The organism is Deinococcus budaensis (assembly GCF_014201885.1).
GTDB classification, from domain to species: Bacteria; Deinococcota; Deinococci; order Deinococcales; family Deinococcaceae; genus Deinococcus; species Deinococcus budaensis.
Window position 1 is genome coordinate 84,931 of the sequence record NZ_JACHFN010000012.1, and the last position, 21,048, is coordinate 105,978.

The 21,048-nt window shown below is 73.3% G+C and carries 21 protein-coding genes; 14 read left to right on the forward strand and 7 right to left on the reverse strand.

Features of this window, described 5'->3' with window-relative positions; translation table 11 throughout:
- Window positions 1–10 precede the first annotated feature (10 nt).
- The 10 genes from HNQ09_RS14445 to HNQ09_RS14490 all read left to right on the forward strand — a co-directional run bounded on the left by HNQ09_RS14445 (window position 11) and on the right by HNQ09_RS14490 (window position 8,706).
- A complete protein-coding gene (locus HNQ09_RS14445) occupies window positions 11–865 on the forward strand; it encodes a MurR/RpiR family transcriptional regulator (RefSeq protein WP_184030707.1) in 855 nt (284 codons plus the stop codon).
- 94 nt (window positions 866–959) lie between these two features.
- Window positions 960–2,087, forward strand: a complete 1,128-nt coding sequence (gene menC / locus HNQ09_RS14450; RefSeq protein WP_246363386.1) for an o-succinylbenzoate synthase — start codon at window positions 960–962, stop codon at window positions 2,085–2,087.
- 80 nt (window positions 2,088–2,167) lie between these two features.
- The gene (locus HNQ09_RS14455; protein WP_184030710.1) at window positions 2,168–2,947 is read left to right on the forward strand and encodes an ABC transporter substrate-binding protein; all 780 of its coding nucleotides are present in this window, start codon (window positions 2,168–2,170) and stop codon (window positions 2,945–2,947) included.
- Window positions 2,944–3,705, forward strand: a complete 762-nt coding sequence (locus tag HNQ09_RS14460; protein ID WP_221269852.1) for a GNAT family N-acetyltransferase — start codon at window positions 2,944–2,946, stop codon at window positions 3,703–3,705. The genes HNQ09_RS14455 and HNQ09_RS14460 overlap by 4 nt, the downstream gene beginning before the upstream one ends.
- A 42-nt stretch (window positions 3,706–3,747) precedes the next feature.
- A complete protein-coding gene (locus HNQ09_RS14465; RefSeq protein WP_184030714.1) occupies window positions 3,748–4,455 on the forward strand; it encodes a VTT domain-containing protein in 708 nt (235 codons plus the stop codon).
- Between the two features lie 74 nt (window positions 4,456–4,529).
- Complete coding sequence (gene purM / locus HNQ09_RS14470) at window positions 4,530–5,594, forward strand: phosphoribosylformylglycinamidine cyclo-ligase (protein WP_184030717.1); 1,065 nt, start codon at window positions 4,530–4,532, stop codon at window positions 5,592–5,594.
- Window positions 5,591–6,304, forward strand: coding sequence for a histidine phosphatase family protein (locus HNQ09_RS14475; RefSeq protein ID WP_184030719.1), 714 nt, complete (start codon window positions 5,591–5,593; stop codon window positions 6,302–6,304). The genes purM and HNQ09_RS14475 overlap by 4 nt, the downstream gene beginning before the upstream one ends.
- Before the next feature lie 73 nt (window positions 6,305–6,377).
- Window positions 6,378–7,316 carry a methylmalonyl Co-A mutase-associated GTPase MeaB gene (gene meaB / locus HNQ09_RS14480; RefSeq protein WP_184030721.1) on the forward strand — a complete coding sequence of 313 codons (939 nt, stop codon included), beginning with the start codon at window positions 6,378–6,380 and terminating at the stop codon, window positions 7,314–7,316.
- A gap of 9 nt (window positions 7,317–7,325) precedes the next feature.
- Entirely contained in the window at window positions 7,326–8,018 is a 693-nt protein-coding gene (locus HNQ09_RS14485; protein ID WP_184030722.1) for a hypothetical protein, read from the forward strand.
- A 169-nt stretch (window positions 8,019–8,187) separates the two neighbouring features.
- Window positions 8,188–8,706, forward strand: coding sequence for an isoprenylcysteine carboxyl methyltransferase family protein (locus HNQ09_RS14490; protein ID WP_184030724.1), 519 nt, complete (start codon window positions 8,188–8,190; stop codon window positions 8,704–8,706).
- An 86-nt stretch (window positions 8,707–8,792) separates the two neighbouring features.
- Here HNQ09_RS14490 and HNQ09_RS14495 read toward each other — a convergent pair whose 3' ends face one another.
- Window positions 8,793–9,320: a hypothetical protein gene (locus tag HNQ09_RS14495; protein WP_184030726.1), complete on the reverse strand. Its 528-nt coding sequence runs from the start codon at window positions 9,318–9,320 to the stop codon at window positions 8,793–8,795.
- 149 nt (window positions 9,321–9,469) lie between these two features.
- Between HNQ09_RS14495 and HNQ09_RS14500 the strand changes: the two genes are divergently transcribed.
- A complete protein-coding gene (locus HNQ09_RS14500) occupies window positions 9,470–10,639 on the forward strand; it encodes an MFS transporter (RefSeq protein WP_184030728.1) in 1,170 nt (389 codons plus the stop codon).
- Window positions 10,640–11,053: 414 nt separating this feature from the next.
- Here the strand turns inward: HNQ09_RS14500 and HNQ09_RS14505 are convergent, their stop codons facing one another.
- The 5 genes from HNQ09_RS14505 to HNQ09_RS14525 all read right to left on the reverse strand — a co-directional run bounded on the left by HNQ09_RS14505 (window position 11,054) and on the right by HNQ09_RS14525 (window position 16,842).
- The gene (locus HNQ09_RS14505) at window positions 11,054–12,577 is read right to left on the reverse strand and encodes a hypothetical protein (protein WP_184030730.1); all 1,524 of its coding nucleotides are present in this window, start codon (window positions 12,575–12,577) and stop codon (window positions 11,054–11,056) included.
- Window positions 12,574–13,347, reverse strand: coding sequence for an ABC transporter ATP-binding protein (locus tag HNQ09_RS14510; RefSeq protein ID WP_184030732.1), 774 nt, complete (start codon window positions 13,345–13,347; stop codon window positions 12,574–12,576). The genes HNQ09_RS14505 and HNQ09_RS14510 overlap by 4 nt, the downstream gene beginning before the upstream one ends.
- A gap of 52 nt (window positions 13,348–13,399) precedes the next feature.
- The gene (hisD, locus tag HNQ09_RS14515) at window positions 13,400–14,794 is read right to left on the reverse strand and encodes a histidinol dehydrogenase (RefSeq protein ID WP_184030733.1); all 1,395 of its coding nucleotides are present in this window, start codon (window positions 14,792–14,794) and stop codon (window positions 13,400–13,402) included.
- Window positions 14,795–14,932: 138 nt separating this feature from the next.
- Window positions 14,933–15,679, reverse strand: a complete 747-nt coding sequence (locus HNQ09_RS14520) for a hypothetical protein (protein WP_343057836.1) — start codon at window positions 15,677–15,679, stop codon at window positions 14,933–14,935.
- On the reverse strand, window positions 15,676–16,842 hold the full coding sequence (locus tag HNQ09_RS14525) for a phosphopentomutase (RefSeq protein ID WP_184030735.1): 1,167 nt from the start codon (window positions 16,840–16,842) through the stop codon (window positions 15,676–15,678). The genes HNQ09_RS14520 and HNQ09_RS14525 overlap by 4 nt, the downstream gene beginning before the upstream one ends.
- A gap of 53 nt (window positions 16,843–16,895) precedes the next feature.
- Here HNQ09_RS14525 and HNQ09_RS14530 point away from each other — a divergent pair, with 53 nt between their 5' ends.
- The 3 genes from HNQ09_RS14530 (at window position 16,896) to HNQ09_RS14540 (ending at window position 20,089) form a co-directional block, all read left to right on the forward strand.
- Window positions 16,896–17,369 (forward strand): GNAT family N-acetyltransferase, encoded by a 474-nt coding sequence (locus HNQ09_RS14530; RefSeq protein ID WP_184030737.1) that lies wholly within the window; start codon window positions 16,896–16,898, stop codon window positions 17,367–17,369.
- A 101-nt stretch (window positions 17,370–17,470) separates the two neighbouring features.
- Window positions 17,471–18,238, forward strand: a complete 768-nt coding sequence (gene lptB / locus HNQ09_RS14535; RefSeq protein ID WP_184030739.1) for an LPS export ABC transporter ATP-binding protein — start codon at window positions 17,471–17,473, stop codon at window positions 18,236–18,238.
- A gap of 15 nt (window positions 18,239–18,253) precedes the next feature.
- Window positions 18,254–20,089, forward strand: coding sequence for a DUF3084 domain-containing protein (locus HNQ09_RS14540; RefSeq protein WP_184030741.1), 1,836 nt, complete (start codon window positions 18,254–18,256; stop codon window positions 20,087–20,089).
- 103 nt (window positions 20,090–20,192) lie between these two features.
- Here HNQ09_RS14540 and HNQ09_RS14545 read toward each other — a convergent pair whose 3' ends face one another.
- The gene (locus HNQ09_RS14545; RefSeq protein WP_184030782.1) at window positions 20,193–21,044 is read right to left on the reverse strand and encodes a carbohydrate ABC transporter permease; all 852 of its coding nucleotides are present in this window, start codon (window positions 21,042–21,044) and stop codon (window positions 20,193–20,195) included.
- Between the last annotated feature and the right edge of the window lie 4 nt (window positions 21,045–21,048).

Below are 21,048 nucleotides of genomic sequence, written 5' to 3' on the forward strand. Positions count from 1 at the left end.
GCAGCCGCCGATGACCGAGATCCGGGAAGGACCTTCTCCGCTGGCCTCGCTGCGGGCGCAGAGGCCGCTGACCGCAACCGAGGGGCGCATTGCGGCGCACCTCACGCAGCACTGGGCCGAGCTTCCGCTGATGAGCGCCGCCGAGGTCGCGCAGGACCTGGGGGTGAACCCGTCGAGCGTCACCCGCTTCGCGCAGGCGCTGGGATACCGGGGCTACCCGGACCTGCAACGGGCGGTGCGGCTGGAGCTGCGCGCCCGGCACGCCCCCGCGCCGCTGCCCGCCGAGTCGCAGGCGGCGGCGCACTGGGCGCGCGAGACGGCGGTCTTCACGGCCCTGGCGGCGATGCCCGAAGCCCAGCTCGACCGGGTGGCCGGGCGGTTGGCGGCGGCGCGGCGGGTCTGGGTAACGGGCGCGCGGGGGTCGGCTCCGGCGGCGGCCTACGCGGCGCACCTGTGGCGGGGGGTGCGGCCGGACGTTCACCTGCTGGGCGGGGAGGCGGGCGCGGACCCCGAGCGCTGGCTGGACGCGGGGCCACAGGACCTGCTGGTGGCCTTTACCGTGCGCCGCTACGCGCAGGGCACCGCCCGGCTGGTGCAGGCCCTCGGCGCGCGGGGCGCGGCCCTGGTGCTGGTCACCGACGGCCCCGCCGCCCCGGGCGCGCGGCAGGCGGCGGAGGTGCTCGTGCTGCCCGCGCCCGGGCTGGGGCAGGTGCCCAAGGAGGCCGCCGAGGGCCGCTTCGTGCCGCTCGCCGCCCCCGCCAGCCTGAGCGCGCTGCTCGCCGCCAAACTGGTGGACCGGGTGGGCACCGCCCGGCTGGAGGCCGCCGAACGCGAACTGGGAGAACAGGATGTCTTTGCCTACTGACACGCACGCTGACGCGCACGCGCCGCACCTCCCCCCGGCCCCCACGCTGCCCGGCGGCCTGAGGCTGGAGGCCGCCGAGCTGCGGGTGCTGGACATGCCCCTGCGCTTTGCCTTCGAGACCAGCTTCGGGGTGATGCGCCGGCGCTTCGTGCCGCTGCTGACCCTGCGCGCGGGCGGCCTGGAAGGCCACGCCGAGGGCGTGATGGACCACCTGCCCCTCTACCGCGAGGAGACAGTGCCCGGCGCGCTGGCGCTGCTCGAAGGGCAACTGCTTCCCCGGCTGCTGGGGCAGCGCTTTGCCACGCCCGAGGCGCTGGCCCTGGCCCTGGCCCCCTACCGGGGCAACCGCATGGCCCGCGCGATGGTCGAGATGGCCTTCTGGGACCTGTGGGCCAAGCACCTGGGGCTGCCGCTGTGGCGGGTGCTGGGCGGCGTCCGCAGCGGCGTTCCGGTGGGGGTGAGCCTGGGCATTCAGCCGGACGCGCAGGCGACCCTGGACCTCGCCTCCGGGCACGCGGCGCAGGGCTACCGCCGCATCAAGCTCAAGATCAAGCCCGGCTGGGACGAGGCCCCGGTCGCCGCCGTCCGCGCCGCGCACCCGCACCTCGAGCTGACGGTGGACGCCAACAGCGCCTACACCCTGGCCGACACCGCCGCCCTTCAGGCGCTCGACGCCTACGGGCTGAGGTACATCGAGCAGCCGCTGGCCTTTGACGACCTGGTGGACCACGCCGAGTTGCAGCGCCGACTGCGCACGCCCCTGTGCCTCGACGAGAGCATCACCAGCGTGGCGGACACCCGCAAGGCCCTGACGCTGGGCGCCGCGCGGGTGATCAACCTCAAAGTCGCGCGGGTGGGCGGGCACCTGGAAGCGCGGCGCATCCACGACCTCACGCTGGCCTTTGGCGTCCCGCTGTGGTGCGGCGGCATGGTCGAGACGGGGGTGGGCCGCGCGCACAACATCCACCTTTCCACCCTGGAGAACTTCACCCTGCCCGGCGACACCAGCAGCGCCAGCCGCTACTGGGAACGCGACATCATCCACGAAAGTTTGGAGGTCGGGGGCGGCGTGATGCCCGTCCCGGACGGCCCCGGCATCGGCGTCACGCTCGACCCGGCGGTGCTGGGCCGCGTGACCCGCCAGCAGACCACCGTGCGCGCCGGAGCGCGTCCGCGCGTGGACGACCGCCCCGACCAGCCGCCCGCTGGCGAGGTGTACTGACAGGTCTCCAGACGAGGTGCGCTGAGCAGGTGTCCTGGAGCCGCTCCCTTGCCCCCCCCCGCTCCCCGGAGGTCCCCCCCATGAACCGAGTGCCTGCCCTGCTGACCCCAACGCTGGCCCTGACCCTGGCCCTGTTCTCAATCGCCGGCGCCGCCCCGCGCACCCTCGACCAGATCCGGGCGGCGGGCACGCTGAAGCTGGGCACCGAGGGGGCCTTTCCGCCCTTCAACTTCTACCAGCAAAAAACCCTCACCGGCTTCGAGGTGGACCTCGGCAACGCGCTGGGGCAGGCGCTGGGCCTGAAGGTGCAGTGGGTCGTGCAGCCTTTCGACGGCCTGCTCGTCGCGCTGAACCAGGGCCGCTTCGACGCGGTGCTGGCCTCGCACGCGGTCACGCCCGAGCGGCAAAAGGCCGTGACCTTTCTGAAGCCCCACTACTGCTCGGCGGTCAATATCGTGGCGAAAAAGGGCGGTCCGCTGACCCGCAGGGCGCTGGCGGGCAAGACGGTCGGCACCCAGATCGGCACGGCGCAGATTCCGATCTTGCAGGCCATTCCGGGGATCAAGGATGTCCGCACCTTTCCCAACGACCAGACGGTGCTGACGGCCCTGCAAGCCGGACGGGTGGACGCCTGGTCGAGCAACGGCCCGGTGGTCGCCTACATGCTCAAGCAGACCGGGCAGGCGGGCCGGATCGTGATCGGGGAGGCGATCAGCAACGAGCGCAACGCCGGGGCGGTGGCGAGGGGGAACGCGGCCCTGCAAGGCGCGCTGAACACCGCCATGGCCCGCCTGCAAACGGACGGCACCTACGCCCGGCTCTCGCAGAAGTGGTTCGGGCAGGACATCCGCTGCCCATGAGGCCGGAGGCCCTGACCCTGCGGGAGCTGCGCGGCCCCGGCGAACTGGCCCAGGCCGAGGACCTGCAACTGCGCGTCTGGGGCGGCTCCGAGCGCGACGTCTTTCCGCGTGACGCCCTGCGGGCGCTCTCGCATATCGGCGGGCTGGTGGCGGGGGCACTCAGCGGGGAGGAGGTCGTGGGGCTGGTCGTGGGGCTGCCGACCGCCGCGCCGGGAGTCCAGCATTCGCACCTGCTGGCCGTTCACCCGGCGTGGCGGGGAGCGGGGCTGGCCCGGCGGCTCAAGCTCTACCAGCGCGAGTGGGGCGTGGCGCGCGGGGTCACCCGGGTGGAGTGGACCTACGACCCCCTGCGCGCCGTGAACGCCCACTTCAACATCCGCCGCCTGGGCGCGGTGGCCAGCACGTACCTGGACGACTTCTACGGCGAGATGGGGGGCATCAACGCGGGGGTGCCCTCCGACCGCCTGGTCGCCGTGTGGGACCTGACGGGTCCCCCGCCCGCCCGTCCTGACCCGGCTGCCCCGCTGCCCGCCGTGAACGACCCGCAGGGCGGCGCCTTCCGGGCCATCCCACCGGGAGGCGGGGCGGTGCGGCTGCACATCCCCGCCGACCTGGGGGCGCTGCTGGACTGTGACCCTGCCCGCGCCGTGCAGTGGCGTCTCCAGACCCGGCGGGCCTTTCACGCGCTGCTGGGCGAAGGCTACCGGGTCACCGACTTTCTGGCCGGGGAGACGCCCGCCTACGTCCTGAGCCGCTGACGGGAGGGCCGTCTTCTCACCTGTCCTCCCTAGACTGGCCGGGTGACGGCCCTGGCGCCCCGGAATGCCCGACTCGTGCGCGCCCTGCTGCTGGGGGGCCTGGGGCTGGGGCTGGGCAGCCTGGGCTTCATTCCCGGGGTGCGGACCTTTCTGGCCCAGGGCTACCTGGCCCTCACGTCCAGCGACCCCGCCGTCACGCAGGCCTTTGTGGACGGCCTGGGGTGGGCGGGACCGCTGGCCCTGCTGCTGGGCTTCGTGCTTCAGGCGGCGGTGCCGGTGCTGCCCGCGCTGGTGATGATCGCCGTGACCGCGCGGGCCTACGGGCCGGTCGAGGGCTTTTTCATCGTGTATATCGGCACCCTGCTGGGCGCCGCCGCCGGGTACGGGCTGGGCCGCGCGGTGGGGGACACCCTGGTGCGGCTGCTGGCGGGCGAGCGTGCCCGCGCCGCCGCCCACACCTTCGCCGAGCGCCACGGCGTGCAAGGCGTGGTGCTGGTGCGCCTGATGCCGGTGCTCTCGGCCGACGTGCTCAATCTGGTCGCGGGCGCGGCGGGCATGGGCTTCCGGCCCTTTTTGCTGGCCACGGCGGCGGGCGCGCTGCCGGTCACGGCGCTGGTGGTGTGGCTCAGCGGCTCGGCGGCGCGCATGGCCTGGGGGCTGGGGCTGCTCTCGGCGGGGGTGGCGCTGGTCGCGGGCGGGCGCTGGTGGCTGGGGCGGCGCCGGGCAGGGTGGGCCGGGCCGCCCGGCTAGCCCGCTCCCGGGTCTCGGGTACACTGCCTCCGGACCCCCGCGCCCGGCGCGTGGGCGCTTTTCCTGGGAGGAGCATGACGCAAGGCAAGACACAGGGGGCCGCCCCGGCAGGCTCGGCCTACGGGCGCGCGGGCGTGAACATCGACGCGGGGCAGCGGGCGGTCGCCCTGATGAGGGGCGCTGTGGCCCGCACCCACACGCCCGCCGTGCTGGGCGGCCTGGGCGGCTTCGGGGGCCTGTTCCGCGCTTCTTTCGGGGAGATGGTGGACCCCGTGCTGGTCGCCTCCACCGACGGCGTGGGCACCAAGACCAAGGTCGCGGTGCGGACCGGGCACTTTTCCAGCCTGGGCGCCGACATCGTGAACCACTGCGTGAACGACATCCTGGTGCAAGGCGCCCGGCCCCTCTTTTTTCTGGATTACGTGGCGATGGGCCGCCTGCTGCCCGAGCGCGTCGCCGAGATCGTGACCGGGGCGGCGGAAGCCTGCGAGGCGCTGGGGGTCGCGCTGCTGGGCGGCGAGACGGCCGAGATGCCCGGCGTGTACGTCGAGGGCGAACTCGACCTGGTGGGGACCGTGGTGGGCGTGGTGGACCGCCCCCGGCTGGTGGACGGCTCGCGCATCGAGAGCGGCGACGCCGTGATCGCGCTGCCCAGCTCCGGCCTGCATACCAACGGCTACAGCCTCGCGCGGCTGGCGCTGGACGGGCTGGACTGGGAAGCCGCCCGCGCCGATCTGGGGGGCGAGCGGCTGGCCGAGCTGCTCGTCACCCCGCACCGCGCCTACCTGGGAGCCTTCGGCGCCTTGACCCAGGCGGGGGTGGACGTGCGCGGCATGGCCCATATCACCGGGGGCGGCCTGGTGGACAACCCGCCGCGCGTGTTTCCCGCCGGGGTGGGGATGCGGGTGGACCTGGGGTCGTGGACGGTGCCGCCCCTCTTCGAGCTGATCGTGCGCGAGGCGGGGGTGGGGCGCGGGGAGGCCTTCCGGGCGCTGAACATGGGCGTGGGCTTCTTGCTGATCGTGCCGCCCGGAGAGCGGGAAGCGGCGCTGACGGCCCTGCGCGGCGTGGGGGAAGCGCCCTGGGTGATCGGGGAGATGGTCGCGGGTGAGGGCGTCACCTTCGGGGGCGGCGCTTGACCCGGCGGCGCCCGCCCACCGGCTTCCTGCCGCCCGACCGCCGCACCGCGACCGAATTCTGGGTCGTCCGGCACGGCGAGAGCACCTGGAACGCCGACGGGCGCTACCAGGGGCAGACCGACGTGCCGCTCAGCCACATCGGGATTCTCCAGGCCGCCGCGCTGGCCGAGCGCCTGACGGGGGCGCATTTCGACGCGGTGTACACCAGTGACCTCGCCCGCGCCTCGCGCACCGCCGACGCGGTGGCCGAGCGCTTGGCGGGGCAGCCCAGCGTGCAGCCCGAACCCGGCCTGCGCGAGATCGACGTGGGCGAACTCGGGGGGCTGGTCGTGGCCGACATCGAGGCCCGGCACCCCGGCTACCTGCGCGACCTGCGCGCCGATCCCTGGGGCACCCGCCGCCCGGGGGGCGAGAGCATGGAAGACCTCTTCGCCCGCTGCGGCGCCGCCTTTGACCGCCTGCGTGCCCGCCACGCCGGGGGCCGGGTGCTGGTCTTTACCCACGGCGGGGTGGTGCGGGTCGCGGTGGGACTGGCGCTGGGGGGCGTCCCCAACCACGCCTGGGCGCGCCTGAGCGTCACCAACACGTCCATCACCCGCGTGCTGCTGGGCGAGGAAAGCGGCACCCTGCTGGGCTTTAACGACGACGCCCACCTGGAAAACCTGATCGAGGCGCTGGGCGCCGACGACGTGCTGGGGCAGGCGCCGTGAGGGCGGGCGGGGCGCACACAGCGCTTCTGCTGCACCCCGCGTCCCGCTTCCCAGTTGCTACCCTGACCCCCAGATGACTGCCTTGTCCCTCGAAGAGCGCTTCCGCACGGGCGACCCCCGCGCCCTGGCCCGCGCGATCACCCTGGCCGAAAGCGGCCTGGACGCGGCGCGGCCCCTCTTGCGGGCGGCGCGTGAACTCGCGGCGGCGCGCGGCGCGGCGGGCACGGTGGTGCTGGGCGTGACCGGCAGCCCCGGCAGCGGCAAGAGCACCCTCACCGACGCGCTGATCTCCCACCTGCGCTCGGAGGGCAAACGGGTCGCGGTGCTGGCGGTGGATCCCAGCAGCCCTTACTCGGGGGGCGCGATCCTGGGCGACCGCATCCGGATGCTGCGCCACCACGGCGACTCCGGCGTCTTCGTGCGCTCGCTTGCCAGCCGGGGCGCGCTGGGGGGCCTTTCGGCGCGCACCATGCAGGTGCTCGCGCTGCTGGAGGGCGCGGGCTTCGACTGGGTGATTCTGGAAACGGTCGGCGTGGGCCAGTCGGAGGTGGACGTGGCCGCCGCCTGCGACCACACCCTGCTGGTCGTCACACCTGCCGGGGGCGACGGCGTGCAGGCCTTCAAGGCCGGGATCATGGAGATCGCCGACGTGATCGCCGTGAACAAGGCCGACCTGCCGGGCGCCGACCGCACCGTGCGCGAACTGCTGGCCGCGCAGGGCCTGGGCGCCCACGACGCCTCGACCTGGTTCGCCCCGGTGCGCCGCACGGTGGCCGCAAAGGGGGAGGGCATCGGGCCGCTGGTGGAGGCGGTGCTGGCCCACCGCGCCTACCTCGGGGCAGGCGGCCTGCACGCCCGCCGCGCCGCGCGGGCCGAGTTCGAGGTCCGCACGCTGGTGCAGGAGCGGGTGCTGCGCCGGGCGCGGGAGCTGAGCGGCGACCTCTACGCCCGGGTGGCCCGGGGAGAACTCGACGCGGACGCCGCCGCCGACGCGCTGCTGGCCGGGGCTTAGGCTGGAGCCATGACAAAGCAGGTCACGCTGGACGCCGAGTTCCTGCGCCGCGCCCTCGGGCAGGACGGCGAGCGCGCCGACGTGGAGGTCACGCCGGGAGTGCTGCCGCCCGACTTTCCGGTCACGCTCCCCGACCTGCCGGGCCTGCGGGTGCTGGGCGGGGTGCGCTCGGTGCCGCCAGGGTGGACGTTTGCGTATCCAGGCGTGACGCAGACGGTGGAGCCTGTCCGCTTCCAGTGGCGGGCCTTTCTGGACGTGCCCGCGCCGCAGGGGCAGGTGACGGCCGCCTTGTTGGGGCACTTCGCGGGGGAGGGCTGGCAGGAGTCGCAGCTCTTTCAGCGGGTCTTCGTCGAGGCGGCGCGGTCGGAGTGGATGGGAACCTCGCGGGAGCCTCCCCGGACGCTGGGGGTCCAGGCGCGGCAGCGGGGGGAGGTCACGCAGGTCGAGCTGACGGTCGCAGACACGGACTCCGGCCAGGTCGAGCACCTGCGGGGCCGCTCGCCACATCCCCGCCTCCACGACCACTTCGAGGCGCCCTTGCCGACCCTGACCCTGCCGGAAGGCTGGCGGGGGCAGATGCAGTCGGGTCAGGGTGGACCGATTCGTTCGCAGACCTGGACGCTCTTGCCGTCCCTGGCGCCCACGCCCGGTCCACTCGCCCTGCTGCCCCACCTTCTGCCGCAGTTGGAGGATCAGGGCTAGCACCTCCTGCACCGGGAAGGCAGCCCAGAAAGCCTCACGGTGTTTCGCACCCCGTTGGGCGTGGGCACGCTGACGCTCCGGCCGGAGGAGGGCCGCGTCTCGGCCCTGCTCGTCCACGTCACCGCCGAGGATGGGGGTGTTCATCCCCCGGTCCCCCTAGACTGCCGGGATGAATGCCCGCACCCTGGCTCCCCTGATGTTCGGGTACCTGTCCGTCCAGCGTCTGCTTGAACTGCGCCTGGCCCGCGCCAACGAGCGCTGGGCACGTGAGCAGGGGGCCACCGAGCACGGCCAGGAGCATTACCCCCTCTTTTTCCTGCTGCACCCCGGCTGGATGCTGGGCCTCCTGCTCGAAGGCCGCCGCTCCGGCGCCCCGGTAAACTGGCCCGCCCTGGCGCTGTTCGTGCTGGCCCAGCCGCTGCGCTACTGGGTGATCCGCACCCTGGGCCGCTACTGGAACACCAAGATCTTGATCGTGCCGGGGGGCAAGCGGGTCACGGGCGGCCCCTTTCGCTACCTGCGCCACCCCAACTACGCGGTGGTCGCCCTGGAACTGGCGGCGGCGCCGCTCGCGGTGGGGGCCTGGCGCACCGCCCTGGCCGCCAGCGTGCTCAACGCGGCGCTAATCTTGCTGATCCGCTTGCCCGCCGAGGAACGCGCCCTGCGGGAGTACCGCCGGCAGGCCTGAGCACCCCAGCGTGCTCGGCTCCCCATGGCGCTGGAGAGGGGCTGGGCAGGTGCGGGGGGACGGGACGTGGGCGGGCGCGGCGGTGTTCAGGACACCTTGGGCCAGCGCCCCGGCGTGCGGCGCTCGAAGGCCAGGCCCGCCGGGGTATCGGCCAGCCGGACGGCGGCCTGCACCCGCAGGGCCTGAAGCTCCAGCCGGGTGCGGCCCCGCGCTCCGCTGCGCTCGATGGCGGCGATCACGCCCCACACCCGCAGCCCCCGGCGCTCGGCCCGCCACAGCTCGGTCAGCTCGTCCACCCCGTCGCCCAGGTGATCGGTCACCAGCACGGCGACCGGCCCGGCGGGAGCGCGGAGGCCACCGGGCGTGAGGGCAGCGTCCGTGAGACCACCACCTGCGGCCAGGTCAAGCAGCGGGATGCCGCGCACCCGGGCCAGCGCCCGCGCCAGCCGGGCCGACCCCGGCGGGGCCAGCACCGCGTCGAGTTCCGGGAGCCGGACGGCGAACAGCTCGGCCAGCGCCTCCCAGTCGCGTTCGGGCAGGGCCGCCAGCCGCTCGCGCAGCCGCGTCTCGGAGGGAAGCGTGGCCGCGACCGACTCCCGGAAGGCGAGGTTCATGCCCCAGCCTACCGTGTGAGAAACTTCCTGGCACCCCCCCTGCCCGGCTCTCCCCGGAGCATGAAGTGAGCCTGAGCGTCCGCGCGCAGTCCTGGCCTGCCGGACGCGCCCCGCGCGCAGGCAGGCCGCCGGGGCGTAGGGTGGCCTCCATGCAGGCCGCCCACGCCCAGACCGCCGCCCGCCACGCCAGCGCCGTCGCGGTGGCGGTCACGGCGGGCCACTTCATCAACGACGCCTACGGAGCGATGCTCACGCCGCTGACCCCGGCCCTGCAAGCCAAGTTTGGCGTCTCCATCGCCGCCGTGACCCTGCTGTCCAGCGTCTACAGCCTGACCTCCAGTGTGCTGCAACCGTTGCTGGGCATCGTCGGAGAGCGCTTCGACCGCCGCTACGCCGCCGCGCTGGGACCGCTGATGACCGGCCTGGGCCTGACGCTGATGGGCTTCGTGCCGTGGTTCGGGGCGCTGGTGCTGCTGGTGGCGGTGGCGGGTTTCGGCAGCGGCTTTTTTCACCCGGCAGGCGCCGCCTACGTCGCGCTGAACAGCCCGCCGGAGAAGCGCGGGCTGTGGGCCAGCCTCTTCAGCGCGGGCGGGACCGGGGGCATGGCGCTGGGGCCAGTGTTCGCGGGCGTGGGCCTGACACACCTGCCCTGGTTCGCCCTGATCGGGGCCGTGATCGCGGCGATCACCTTTGCGGTCACGCCGCCGGGCAAATCGGAGGGCCGCCGGGTCAGCCTCGCCGAGTACGCGGGCATCTTCCGGGGGCCGCTGGTGGGCCTGTGGGCGATGGCGGTGCTGCGGTCCCTGGCCAGCATGGGGTACAACGCGATGCTGCCCTTTATCCTGATCGCCCGGGGCTTCGGGCCGCGCGAGATCGGCATCACGCTGGCCGTCTACGCCCTCGCCAGCGCCCTGGGCGGCATCGTGGGCGGGCGGGCCAGCGACCGCTACGGGCGGGTGCCTGTGCTGCGGGCGGCAATTTTGACGACCATCCCGTTTTTCGCCCTGCTGATCCTCTCCAGTCCGGCAAACTGGTGGTTTTACCCGCTCACCTTCCTGGTGGGCGCGGCCGTGAATGCCAGCGTGCCGGTCGGGGTGGTCGCCGCGCAGGAGTACGCGCCGGGGCATGTGGCGGTGGCGAGCAGCATCATGATGGGCTTTTCCTGGGGCTTTGCGGGCCTGCTGATCTTTCTGGTGGGCAAGCTGGCCGACTTGACCAGTCCGACGACGGCGGCGCTGGTGAGCCTGACGCTGCTGCTGCCGAGTGCCTGGATCGCGTACCGGCTGCCGGAGCCGGGGCGGGGGGCGTTTGAGAACTGAGGTCTAAATTGAATGGGGAAGAGGTGGGCAAGCTGTCTTGATTCGGTTTGCCCCCACCCCTAGCCCCTCCCCCCAGAGGGGGCAGGGGAGCAGCGCTGCGCTCGGCAAAGGTCGTCCCTCCATGTTCTAGCTTCGCTTGTTCCGCCGCCCCCGTTTCCCCCTCCACGCCATCCTCTGCTGCGCAGCTTTGCAAGTCCCGCCCCATTGGAAGGCCTCGGCGCTGACGCGCCGAACAGCTCGTCTGCCTGGAAAGCAGACATGCAAGTCGGGGACGTTGGGATCGGCTGACGTAGGGAAAAGACGGCCTTAGCAAAAGCGGGCCAGTGTCTACCCCTCCCCCCTTGCGGGGGAGGCTGGGACTCGTAGAGCTGCGCAGCAGAGGGGGGTGGCAGGCAACGCCTGCCCTCCTCCCCCTCACCGCGCGTCCGTCCCCCGCCCTCCATACGCCACCGCCAGCGCCACCCCCGCCGCCAGCAGCGGCGCGAGGCTCCAGGCCTGCCCACGGGCGAGCGCGTAGGCGCCCAGGCTCAGGCCGCCCTGAAACAGCAGGGTCAGCAGGGTCTGGCCCAGCGTGTTGCCCGGCCGGGTCTTGAAGGCGTCGGCGCGGCGCACCGGGAGGGGCCGCCACAGCACCAGCAGGGCGCTGCCCGCGACCCCCAGCGCCACCAGACCGAGGAGGGCGAGGGCCAGGCCGGGAGCCAGCAGGTCGCGCGCGGCGAAGACCCCGACGCCGAGCACGCCCAGGGTCAGGGGCGGCAGCGCGGCCGCCAGCCACTTGTCGCGCCGCAGGGCCGCCGGGCTGCGCGGGGCGGTGACGAGGAGATCCGGGGCGTCCTCCGCGTTGAGGGTGAGGTGCGCGAGCGCCGATGCGAGGCTGGCGCCCAGCAGCACGATCCCCGCGCTCGCCGCGCCCCCCACCGACCCGCGCCACGCCGAGGCCAGCAGCGGCAGCAGGTACACCAGTTGCAGCAGCGTGCGCGAGAGCAGCTCGGGGTCGCGGCCCACCATGCGCCATTCCTTGAGGAGGGTCGCCTGGCGTGCCGGGCGAAAGCGCAGCGGTCCCGCCGCCGCCTGCGCCGCGCGCCGCTGGCCGCCGCCGCCCTCGGCACTGGCGGCCACCCCGCGCAGGAACAGCCGGGTCAGGGCGGGCAGGCCCAGCGCGAACACCAGCGCCGGTCCCAGGGTCACGGCCAGCAGCGGCCCCGGCTCGCTCCACACGGCGCGGGCAGGCCACCACAGGGGAGAAGCCCGCTCCGGCCAGCCGCCGCGCCCCGGCGCGAAGCCTTCCAGCGTCCGCAGCAGAACGTCGCTGCCCCCTCCCCGGCCCAGGATGTTGGGCAGCTGAAAGGTCAGAAAGAGGCTCGCCCCCAGCAGCGCCCCCACCACCGACGCCGTGACCCGTGCCCGGCGCACCCCCAGCGCCCGCACCAGCCCCAGGGTCAGCCACAGCCCCAGCGCCGCCGCGAGCAGGGCCGCTCCCAGCCACCAGCCCAGCAGCCCCAGGCCGCGCCACGCCCCCAGCACCGCCAGCAAAAAGGTGACCGGGACGATCAGCAGCGCCGACCCCAGCGCTCCCGACAAGGCCACCCCCAGCGCCCGCGAGGCCAGCACCGTGCGCGGCGCGACGGGCGAGTGCAGCAGCAGGTCGAGGTCGCCCCGGGTATAGAGCGCCTCCAGCGCCGCCGTCACGCTCGCGGAGAGCGTCAGCGTGAAGACGAAGGCCAGTCCCAGCGTCAGCGGTCCCAGGGCCGCGTCGGGAAGGGGACCTCCCAGCGGCAGTCCCGACAGCAGGCTCCGCAACAGGAAAAAGCCTCCCACCCCCAGCAGCGCGGCGAAGATCAGCCCCGCAATCAGCCCGCGCCGGGTCGCCAGGCCCAGCCCCTGCCACGCCCAGCGCGTCTGCCAGCGCAGCAGCCAGGGCAGCGAGCCGGGCCTCACGCGGGGGTCCCGGCCGCTTCCCCGGCGGTCACGCGCAGCCCGGTCAGGCTCAGGAAGGCGTCTTCCAGCGTGCCCGTCCCCGTGCGGGCCAGCAGCTCAATCGGCGTGCCCTCCGCGACCAGCGTCCCGGCGGCGATGATGCCCAGGCGGTCGGCCAGCCGCTCGGCCACCTCCAGGATGTGGGTGGTCAGCACCACCGCGCCGCCCCCGTCCACAAAGGCCCGCAGCGCGTCTTTGACCTGCCGCGAGGCCGCCGCGTCCAGCCCGGTCAGCGGCTCGTCCAGCAGCAGCAGGCGCGGGCGGTGGATCAGCGCGCCCGCGAGCGCGAGTTTCTGTTTCATCCCGCGTGAAAAGCCCTCGGTGCGCTCGCGGCGGTGCGCCCACAGGTCCAGCCAGCGCAGCAGCCGCTCGGCTTCCGGCGCGGCCTCGCGGGCGTCCAGCTCCCACAGTCCGGCCACGAATTCCAGGTACTCGGGCGGGGTCAGCTTGCCGTACAGCAGCGGGTCGTCGGGCAGGTAGGCGAGCAGCCGCTTGGCCGCGCGGGCGTCCCCGGTCACGTCGTGGCCGTAGATGCGCGCCGCGCCCGCGTCCGGGCGGGTCAGGCCCGCGATCATGCGGATGGTGGTCGTCTTGCCCGCCCCGTTGGGACCCAGCAGCGCGTACAGCTCCCCCGGCGCCACCGCCAGGCTCACGCCCGCCACGGCGGCCCGGCCCCCGAAACTCTTGTGCAGGTCGAGCAGGTCCAGGGCCGGGGGAGAAGCGAGGCTCATACCCGGCACTATGCGCCGGGGCGGGGAAAGGTTGCGGCGTGAAGCGTCCGGGTCACGCCTCCGGGGTCGTCTCCGTCTCCCCGGACGCGCCCGCCAGCGCCTCCAGGGTGGCTTCGGGGTGGGCGGGCGCGGGCGGCGGCGTCAGGCGGCTCTCGATGGCGCGGGCGTGGGCTTCCAGGCCCTCGGCGCGGGCGAGCCGCGCGGCGGCGGGGCCGATGCGGCGCAGGGTGCCCTCGTTGAGGCCCACCACCGAGATGATGTTCTGAAAGTCGCGCACGTTGACCGGACTCATGAAACGGGCGGTGCCGCCGGTCGGCATCACGTGGCTGGGTCCGGCCACGTAGTCGCCCAGCGCCTCCATGCTCGCCTCGCCCACGAAGACGCCGCCCGCGCGCTGCACCTGCCCCAGCAGCCTTTCGGGGTCGCGGGTGAGCAAGCAGAGGTGCTCGGGCGCGTACAGATTGGACAGCGCCAGCGCCTCCGCGAGGTCGGCAGCCAACACCACCTTCAGCCGGGCCAGCACGCTGTCGCGCGCCCACGAGCGGTTGGGTTCGGGCAGGGCCTCCAGCTGCCCGTCAAGCTGGTTTTGCACTTCAATCAACAGCTCGCGGCTGGTGGACACCAGCACGGGTTCGGCGCCCAGGTGCTCGGCCTGCGCGAGCAGATCGGCGGCCACGAAGCGGGGGTCGGCGCTGTCGTCGGCCACGACCAGCGTCTCGGTCGGGCCGGGCAGGCTCTCGATGCCGGTCTGCCCGAAGACCATCCGCTTGGCGATCACCACGAACAGGTTGCCGGGTCCGGCGATCTTGTCCACGCCGGGCACGCTGGCCGTGCCGTAGGCCAGCGCCGCGACCGCCTGCGCGCCGCCCACCCGGAAAATCCGCGTAAGCCCCAGCTCGCGGGCGGCGACCAGAATCGCCGGATGCACCGTGCCGTCCCGCCCCGGCGGCGTGGCGACCACGATTTCCGGTACCCCGGCCACCTGCGCCGGGACCGCCGTGTGAATCAGGGTGGAGATCAGCGGCGCCAGCCCGCCCGGGACGTACACCCCCACCCGCGAGAGCGGGCGCACCAGCTGCCCCAGCGTGCCCTCCGGCCCCTCCTGCATGAAGCCGTGCGCGGGCTGCTGCCCGTAAAAGGCCCGCACCCGCTCGGCGGCCAGCCGGATCGCTGCGTGCAGCTCCGGGTCCACCGCCGCCGCCTCGATCTCCTCCAGGGGCACCTCCAGCGCCTCCGGGCGGTGGCCGTCGAGCTGCTCGGTCCAGTCGCGCAGGGCCTCGTCGCCGCGCGCCCGGACATCGGCCAGGATGCGCGCGACGACCTCCTCGGGGGTCAGCCGCTCGCCGAAGGTCGCCTCGATGCGGGCCAGCACGCTCTCGGGCACGGGAATCTCGGAAAAAGAACGGGTCAGGGCCGCGCGGGCGGCGTCGCCTTGCAGAACTTGCATGGGGGTCTCCGGGGGGGTGGGCGGTCCGCCTTCAGCGATCAGCCGTCAGCCTGAACCGCCGCTGTGAGTCGATTTGAAACGGAAAGGCGGCCGTGGCGGGGCTGGCCGGGGCCGGGGCGGCCGGAGGCGGAGAAAAGCCTAGCCCGCCCGCCGCCGTCGCCGCTCAGGCTGCGGCCTGCGCGTGGGCTGGAGGGTCGCCTCGACCGGGCCGAAGTCGGTGGGCTGAATCAGGCGCAGCAGCCTGTGGGGCGCGGCCTGCTCGACGTACACGTAGGCGCCGCCGGGCCGCAGGAAGTAGGCGTGGGCGGGCACGCCGCCCACCTCGCCGTCCGGCAGGCGCTGCACCCGCACGCGGCCCCCGGCGAGCTGGGCGCTGAGGAGCGGCGCTGCGGGCAGGGGCGCAGCGGGCAGCCCGGGGTCGGCCTCTGCCCCGCCGGCCAGGGTCCGCAGCCACAGCAGCAGCGAGACGGGGTCGTGGTGGTCGGTGGTCAGCGGCGCGGCGGCCTCGTCGCGGCCCTGCCGCAGCGTGACCAGCCCCGCGCGGCGGTCGAAGGTCGTCTCGAAACTGGCCCGGCCCTGGCCGTCGCCCTCGCTGTACGAGAGGCTGGTCAGGCTGCGGGGATGCAGGCGGCTGGTCTGCACCCGCCGCAGCTCGGGCAGCACCCCGCCGAAATCCGTCTGCACCCGCGCGACCAGCGCGCCGCGCTCGGCGTGAACGGTCCACTCCTGCTGCCCCGCGTAGCGCCCGCCCAGCCCCAGCGTCAGGCTGAAGGCTTCCGGCTGAAGACGGAAGTCGGGCGCCGCATTGGAAGCCCCGGGGGCGCCGCCGGGGTCGGCCCCGCTCCGGGTGGCCCCGTCCCAGTCGGTCCCGTCGGGGACGGTCATGCCAGCCGGGGCCAGAAGCTCTCGCCTGGCCCGTCCCAGCTGGCGCCCAGCGCGTCGGCGGCGGTGGCGCCCAGGTCCGCGAAGGTGGCGCGCTCGCCCAGGTCCACGGCGCCCTCCAGCCCCGGCCGCCAGCCCAGCAGCAGGCCGTGCTCGCGGGTGTGGTCGGTGCCGGGCCAGGTGGGGTCGTTGCCGTGGTCGGACACCAGGATCAGCGCTCCGCCCTCCGGCACGGCGGCCAGCAGGTCGGGCAGCGCCGCGTCGAACTGGGCAAGCGCCGCGCTGTACCCGGCGGGGTCGCGGCGGTGGCCGAACTTGGCGTCGAAGTCCACGAGGTTGGTGAAGATCAGCCCCTGACCGCCCCGCCGCATCCGCGCGAGTGTCTTCTGGATGCCGTCGGCGTTGTTGTCGGTGTGAATCTCCTCGGTGAAGCCCTGGTGCGCGTAGATGTCGGGAATCTTGCCGATGCCCACCACGTCGCGGCCCGCCTCCTTCAGCGCGTCCAGCACCGTGCGCGGGGGCGTGAGCGAATAGTCCTTGCGGTGCTCGTTCGCCCGCTCGAAGGGGAAGTCCCCCCGGAAAGGCCGGGCGATCACCCGCGCGACCGCGTACTCGCCTTGCAGAATCTCGCGGGCGGCCTGGCACCACGCGTACAGCGTCTCCAGCGGCACCACGTCCTCGTGCGCGGCGATCTGGAACACGCTGTCGGCGCTGGTGTACACGATGGGAAAGCCGGTGCGGAGGTGTTCCTCGCCGTAGTCCCGAATCACGTCGGTGCCGCTGTAGGGCTTGTTGCACAGGTGCCCGCGCCCGATCAAAGCGTCGAAGCGGTCCATCACGGCGGGCGGAAAGCCCTCGGGAAAGACCTGAAAGGCGTGCTCGAGCTGCACTCCCATGAACTCCCAGTGCCCGGTCGAGGTGTCCTTGCCGGGGCTGACCTCGCGCATCCGCCCGTAAGCGCCCGTCACCTCGCCCGCCGGGACCGTCCCCGGCGAGGTCTGCACGGTGGGAATTCGCGAGAGGCCCAGCCGCGCGAGGTTGGGGAGATGCACCGGGGCCGCCGCGAGGGTGTGGTTGAGCGTATGGGCGCCCGCGTCCCCGAAGGCCGCCGCGTCGGGCAGCTCGCCCACGCCCACCGAATCGAGCACGATGATCGTCAACAACATGGGGTCAGTGTAAGGCGGGGCGGGGGAGGGGCGGCCCTGGCTAGACTGGGCGGATGGTTCGTCTGGAGAGATATGACCCCAGGTACACCGCAGAGCTGCACGCTTTGAAGCTCCCAGACGAACAGCAGGAATTCACGGCGCTGCCCGGAGAGGTGCTGGTGAATGTGGCAGAGGACCGCCAGAGGATGCCGGTCGTGATCACAGAGGGGGGACAGCCTGTCGGCTTCTTTGTCCTGTCTGTCGGGCCTCACCGGGACAAATATCTGCCTGAGCCTGACCCGGCCGGAGTCGCGCTTGGGGCGTTGAGCGTCGATGAACGCACCCAAGGCCGGGGCATCGGCACCCGGGCGATGCAGGCGCTGCCCGCGTTCGTTCGGCGGGCTTTCCCGGATGCTCAACACGTCCTTCTCGTGGTCAATCAGCGCAATGAGCGCGCCCGGCGGGTTTACGAGCGCGCCGGATTCGCCACTGTTGCTGAACGCCAGGGAGGCAAAGGACCGCAGTGGGTAATGAGGCTGGCGCTCTGAGAATGGTCGAGAGACTGGGTTTGCCGCTCTGCTCTCTCCGCCCCGACCTTCGTCGGCTCCCTCACCCCGCCTCCCGGAAGGGCCGTGCTACGCTCGCAGACGTGACCGCGCCCGTCTCCACCCCCGTCCTGCACGCTTCTGGGCGCCCCGAACTGACGGCGCTGGGCCTGGGCAAGAGCTATGGGCGCCGGGCGGTGGTGCGCGGGGTGGACTTCACGGTGCGGCCCGGCGAGATCGTAGCCCTCTTCGGGCCGAACGGGGCAGGCAAGACGACCACCTTCTACATGCTGGTGGGCTTTATCCGGCCCGGGGGCGGGCGCATTCTGCTGGGGAAGCGCGACGTGACCCGGCTGCCCATGCACGAGCGGGCGCGGCTGGGGCTGGGCTACCTGCCGCAGGAACCCAGCGCCTTTCGCAAACTCACCGCGCGGGACAACCTCCTCGCCATCCTTGAATATCAGGGGCTGCCCCGCGCCGAGCAGGAAGCCCGCGCCGACGCGCTGCTGGCCGAGTTCGGCCTGACGCATCTGAGCCACAGCTACGCCTACCAGCTCTCCGGCGGCGAGCGGCGGCGGCTGGAACTCGCCCGGGCGCTCACCACCGACCCCGACTACCTGCTGCTCGACGAGCCGTTTACCGGCGTGGACCCCAAGAGCATCCGCGAGATTCAGCGCCTGATCCGCGAGCTGCGCGACCGCCGGGGCATCGGCGTCTTTATCACCGACCACAACGTGCGCGAGACCATCGCCCTGACCGACCGGGTGTACCTGATGTTCGACGGGGAAGTGAAGTTCCAGGGTACCCCCGCCGAATTCGCCGCCGACGAAGACGCCCGCCGCCACTACCTCGGCGACGATTTCGAGCTGTAAGGGGGGCGGGGGCGCGTGCTGTGGCTTTTTCTGCCGTTCGTGGTGTTGCTTGCGGGCGTGGTGGCGTACTCCGCCGACACCATCGCCCGCAAGGTGGGGCGCAAACACCTGCGCCTCTTCGGGCTGCGGCCCAAGAGCACGGCGCTGCTGGTCGCAGTGCTCTCGGGCATGGGGATCAGCGCGGCGAGCCTGGCCGCCTTCTTGCTGCTCAACCGCAGCGCCGTGAACACCATCGCGCAGGCCGATCAATTGCGGCCCCAGATCACCGCGCTGCGCGAGGAGGTGGGCGCGGTGCAAGAGGACCTCGCCGCCGCCCAGCAGGAGCGCGACACCGCCCGCCGCGAGGCCGAGCGCCTGCGCCAGGAACGTGAAAAAGCTCAGGCGGGGCTGGCGCAGGCCGAGGCGTCGTTGCAGGTGGCCCAGACGGCGACCCAGCAGGCGCAGCGGGAGCGGGCCAGCGCCCGGGCACAGGCGGGGCAGCTTCAGGCCCGCGTGACCGAGCTGACGGCCCTCCAGCGCACCCTGCAAGCCCGCGCCGAGCAGAGCCGCGCCCGCCTGAACGCCTCGGAGGAGGCGCTGGCGCAGAGCCGCCGGGAGGCCCGCGACCTTGACGCCCGCGTGCAGGCGCTGGCGGGAGAGGTCGCCACGCTCGACACCCGCGCGGCGCAGGCCGAGGCGGCGGCCACCCAGGCGCAGGCCCGCGCGGGGGCGGCCTTGACGCGCGCCGAGCAGGCCCAGGCCCGGGCCACGCGGCTCGAAGCCCAGGTGGAGGCCCTGGAAACGCAGCGCCAGCGCCTCGCCCGGGAACGCGACGCGGCCCAGACGGCCCGCAACGCCGCCCTGGCCGACAGTGCCCAGGCCCAGGCCGAGCGCCTCTCGGCGCAGCTCGACCGCGACCGCCTGGCCGCCGAGCGCGGCCGCCTGATCGCCTCGCGCGACCAGCTGCGCGCCGAGCGCAACGCCGCCGCTGGGCAGCGTGACGCCGCCACGCGCGCCCGCGACGCGGCCGTCCGTGAGCGCGACCTGGCCGCCCAGGAGCGCGACCGGCTGGCCCGCGAACGCGACGCCGCCGCCCAGGCCCGCGACCAGCTGGCCCGCGAGCGCGACGCGGCCGCCCGCGACCTCGCGCGGGGCCGGGCCGACCTCGCCGCGCTGCGTGCCCAGCAGGCCGACCTGCGCGCCGCCAACGGGGCGCTGGCCCGCGACCTCGCCAGTACCCGCGACAGCCTGGGCAAGCTGCAAGACGAGTATTCCAGCGCCCGCACCGAGCTGAGCGCCAGCCGCAGCGCCGACCTGGCGTTTCCCAAGAGCAGTCTGGTCTACGCGGGCGTCGTGCCGGGGGTGCGCAGCCTCGACACCTTCCTTCAGGGGGCCGCCGCCGCCGCCAGCAACCGGGGCGCCCGGGGCACGCCCCCCGCCCGGCTGGGGGCTTCTGCCCGCGCCACGCTGGAAACCCGGCTGCGGGCGCTGAACACCAGCGCTTTCGTGCAGTGCCGCGCCGCGAGCAACGCGGTGGTCGGCCTTCCGGTGGACCTCGCCTGCGAGGCCCGGCCCAACAGCGTGCTGTACCGGGCCGGACAGCCCATCCGCCGCGCCACCGTCGTGCTGGGCGGCGACACCCAGTCTCTCCAGAGCCAGATCGAAAATCTGGTGCAGGGCGCGGTGTCTGACCTCACCCTGCGCGGCGTGCCGGGCGAGTACATCGCCCACCAGGGCCTCGACGTGAACGAATTCGTGGACCTGCTGACCCGCCTGGGCGCCCGCAGCGGCTCCAGCGCCGCCGTGAGCATCGCCGCCCGCGAGGACGTGCGTCCCGGCGCGCGGGTGGACCTGTATCCGCTGCTGCCGTAAGGGAAGCGGCCCGCCGCCAGCTTCCAGCAAGAGTTCGCCGGTCGCTGGATAGCCAGAAGAAACCGCCCCCCACGGAGGCGGCCCTCTTGTCCTCGGCAGCTCCTCAGCCCTTGACCGCTCCGGCGGTCAGACCGGAAACGATGTTGCGCTGGAACACCAGCACCAGGATGATCAGCGGCACCGTCACGATCACGCTGGCGGCCATGATCTGCCCGAAGGGGTTTTCGAACTGGGTCGCGCCGCTGAAGTTGGCGATGGACACCGGCACCGTGCGGGCCGAGTTGTCCGAGGTGAAGGTCAGCGCGAAAAGGTACTCGTTCCAGGCGTTGATAAAGGCCAGCAGCCCGGTCGTGACCAGCGCGGGCGTCATCACCGGCAGCAGCACCCGGAAGAGCGTCTGGAGGGGCGAGGCGCCGTCCACGTATGCGGCTTCCTCCAGCTCGGTGGGAATCTCGCGCACGAAGGCGGTCAGCGTCCACACCGTGAAGGGCAGCGTGAAGATCATGTACGACAGAATCAAGCCGCCCCAGGTGTTGTAGAGGCTGAACGACTGGATCATGGTGTACAGCCCCGAGAGCACCGCGATCTGCGGGAACACGCTGACCGCCAGGATGATGTACATCAGCACCGCCTTGCCCCGGAAGCGGAACTTGCCCAGCGCGTAGGCCGCCAGCAGCGAGAGGATCAGGCTCAGCAGCACGGTGCCGGTGGCGACCATCACGCTGTTGAAGAGGTTGCGCCCGAACGGCTGCCCGGCGAACACGTCGCGGAAGTTCTGCCAGGTCGGCACGCTGGGCAGCCACTGGAGCGCCTCGGTGGAAAGCCGCGCGGGGCCGGTGAAGCTGGTCTTCAGCGCCCAGTAGAAGGGGAACAGCACGTAAAACAGCACCACGGCCACGACCAGCCAGAAGGCGAGCAGCGTGACGGTGCGCACGACCGGGTTTTTCGAGTTCATGGTC

What these genes read in the sequence shown, in the direction of transcription:
- HNQ09_RS14445 (WP_184030707.1), top strand. Translation starts at nt 11, where the DNA reads ATGACCGAGATCCGGGAAGGACCTTCTCCGCTGGCCTCGCTGCGGGCG.
- menC (WP_246363386.1), top strand. Translation starts at nt 960, where the DNA reads ATGCCCCTGCGCTTTGCCTTCGAGACCAGCTTCGGGGTGATGCGCCGG.
- HNQ09_RS14455 (WP_184030710.1), top strand. Translation starts at nt 2,168, where the DNA reads ATGAACCGAGTGCCTGCCCTGCTGACCCCAACGCTGGCCCTGACCCTG.
- HNQ09_RS14460 (WP_221269852.1), top strand. Translation starts at nt 2,944, where the DNA reads ATGAGGCCGGAGGCCCTGACCCTGCGGGAGCTGCGCGGCCCCGGCGAA.
- purM (WP_184030717.1), top strand. Translation starts at nt 4,530, where the DNA reads ATGACGCAAGGCAAGACACAGGGGGCCGCCCCGGCAGGCTCGGCCTAC.
- meaB (WP_184030721.1), top strand. Translation starts at nt 6,378, where the DNA reads ATGACTGCCTTGTCCCTCGAAGAGCGCTTCCGCACGGGCGACCCCCGC.
- HNQ09_RS14485 (WP_184030722.1), top strand. Translation starts at nt 7,326, where the DNA reads ATGACAAAGCAGGTCACGCTGGACGCCGAGTTCCTGCGCCGCGCCCTC.
- HNQ09_RS14490 (WP_184030724.1), top strand. Translation starts at nt 8,188, where the DNA reads ATGAATGCCCGCACCCTGGCTCCCCTGATGTTCGGGTACCTGTCCGTC.
- HNQ09_RS14495 (WP_184030726.1), bottom strand. Translation starts at nt 9,320, where the DNA reads ATGAACCTCGCCTTCCGGGAGTCGGTCGCGGCCACGCTTCCCTCCGAG.
- HNQ09_RS14500 (WP_184030728.1), top strand. Translation starts at nt 9,470, where the DNA reads ATGCAGGCCGCCCACGCCCAGACCGCCGCCCGCCACGCCAGCGCCGTC.
- HNQ09_RS14510 (WP_184030732.1), bottom strand. Translation starts at nt 13,347, where the DNA reads ATGAGCCTCGCTTCTCCCCCGGCCCTGGACCTGCTCGACCTGCACAAG.
- hisD (WP_184030733.1), bottom strand. Translation starts at nt 14,794, where the DNA reads ATGCAAGTTCTGCAAGGCGACGCCGCCCGCGCGGCCCTGACCCGTTCT.
- HNQ09_RS14520 (WP_343057836.1), bottom strand. Translation starts at nt 15,679, where the DNA reads ATGACCGTCCCCGACGGGACCGACTGGGACGGGGCCACCCGGAGCGGG.
- HNQ09_RS14525 (WP_184030735.1), bottom strand. Translation starts at nt 16,842, where the DNA reads ATGTTGTTGACGATCATCGTGCTCGATTCGGTGGGCGTGGGCGAGCTG.
- HNQ09_RS14530 (WP_184030737.1), top strand. Translation starts at nt 16,896, where the DNA reads ATGGTTCGTCTGGAGAGATATGACCCCAGGTACACCGCAGAGCTGCAC.
- HNQ09_RS14545 (WP_184030782.1), bottom strand. Translation starts at nt 21,044, where the DNA reads ATGAACTCGAAAAACCCGGTCGTGCGCACCGTCACGCTGCTCGCCTTC.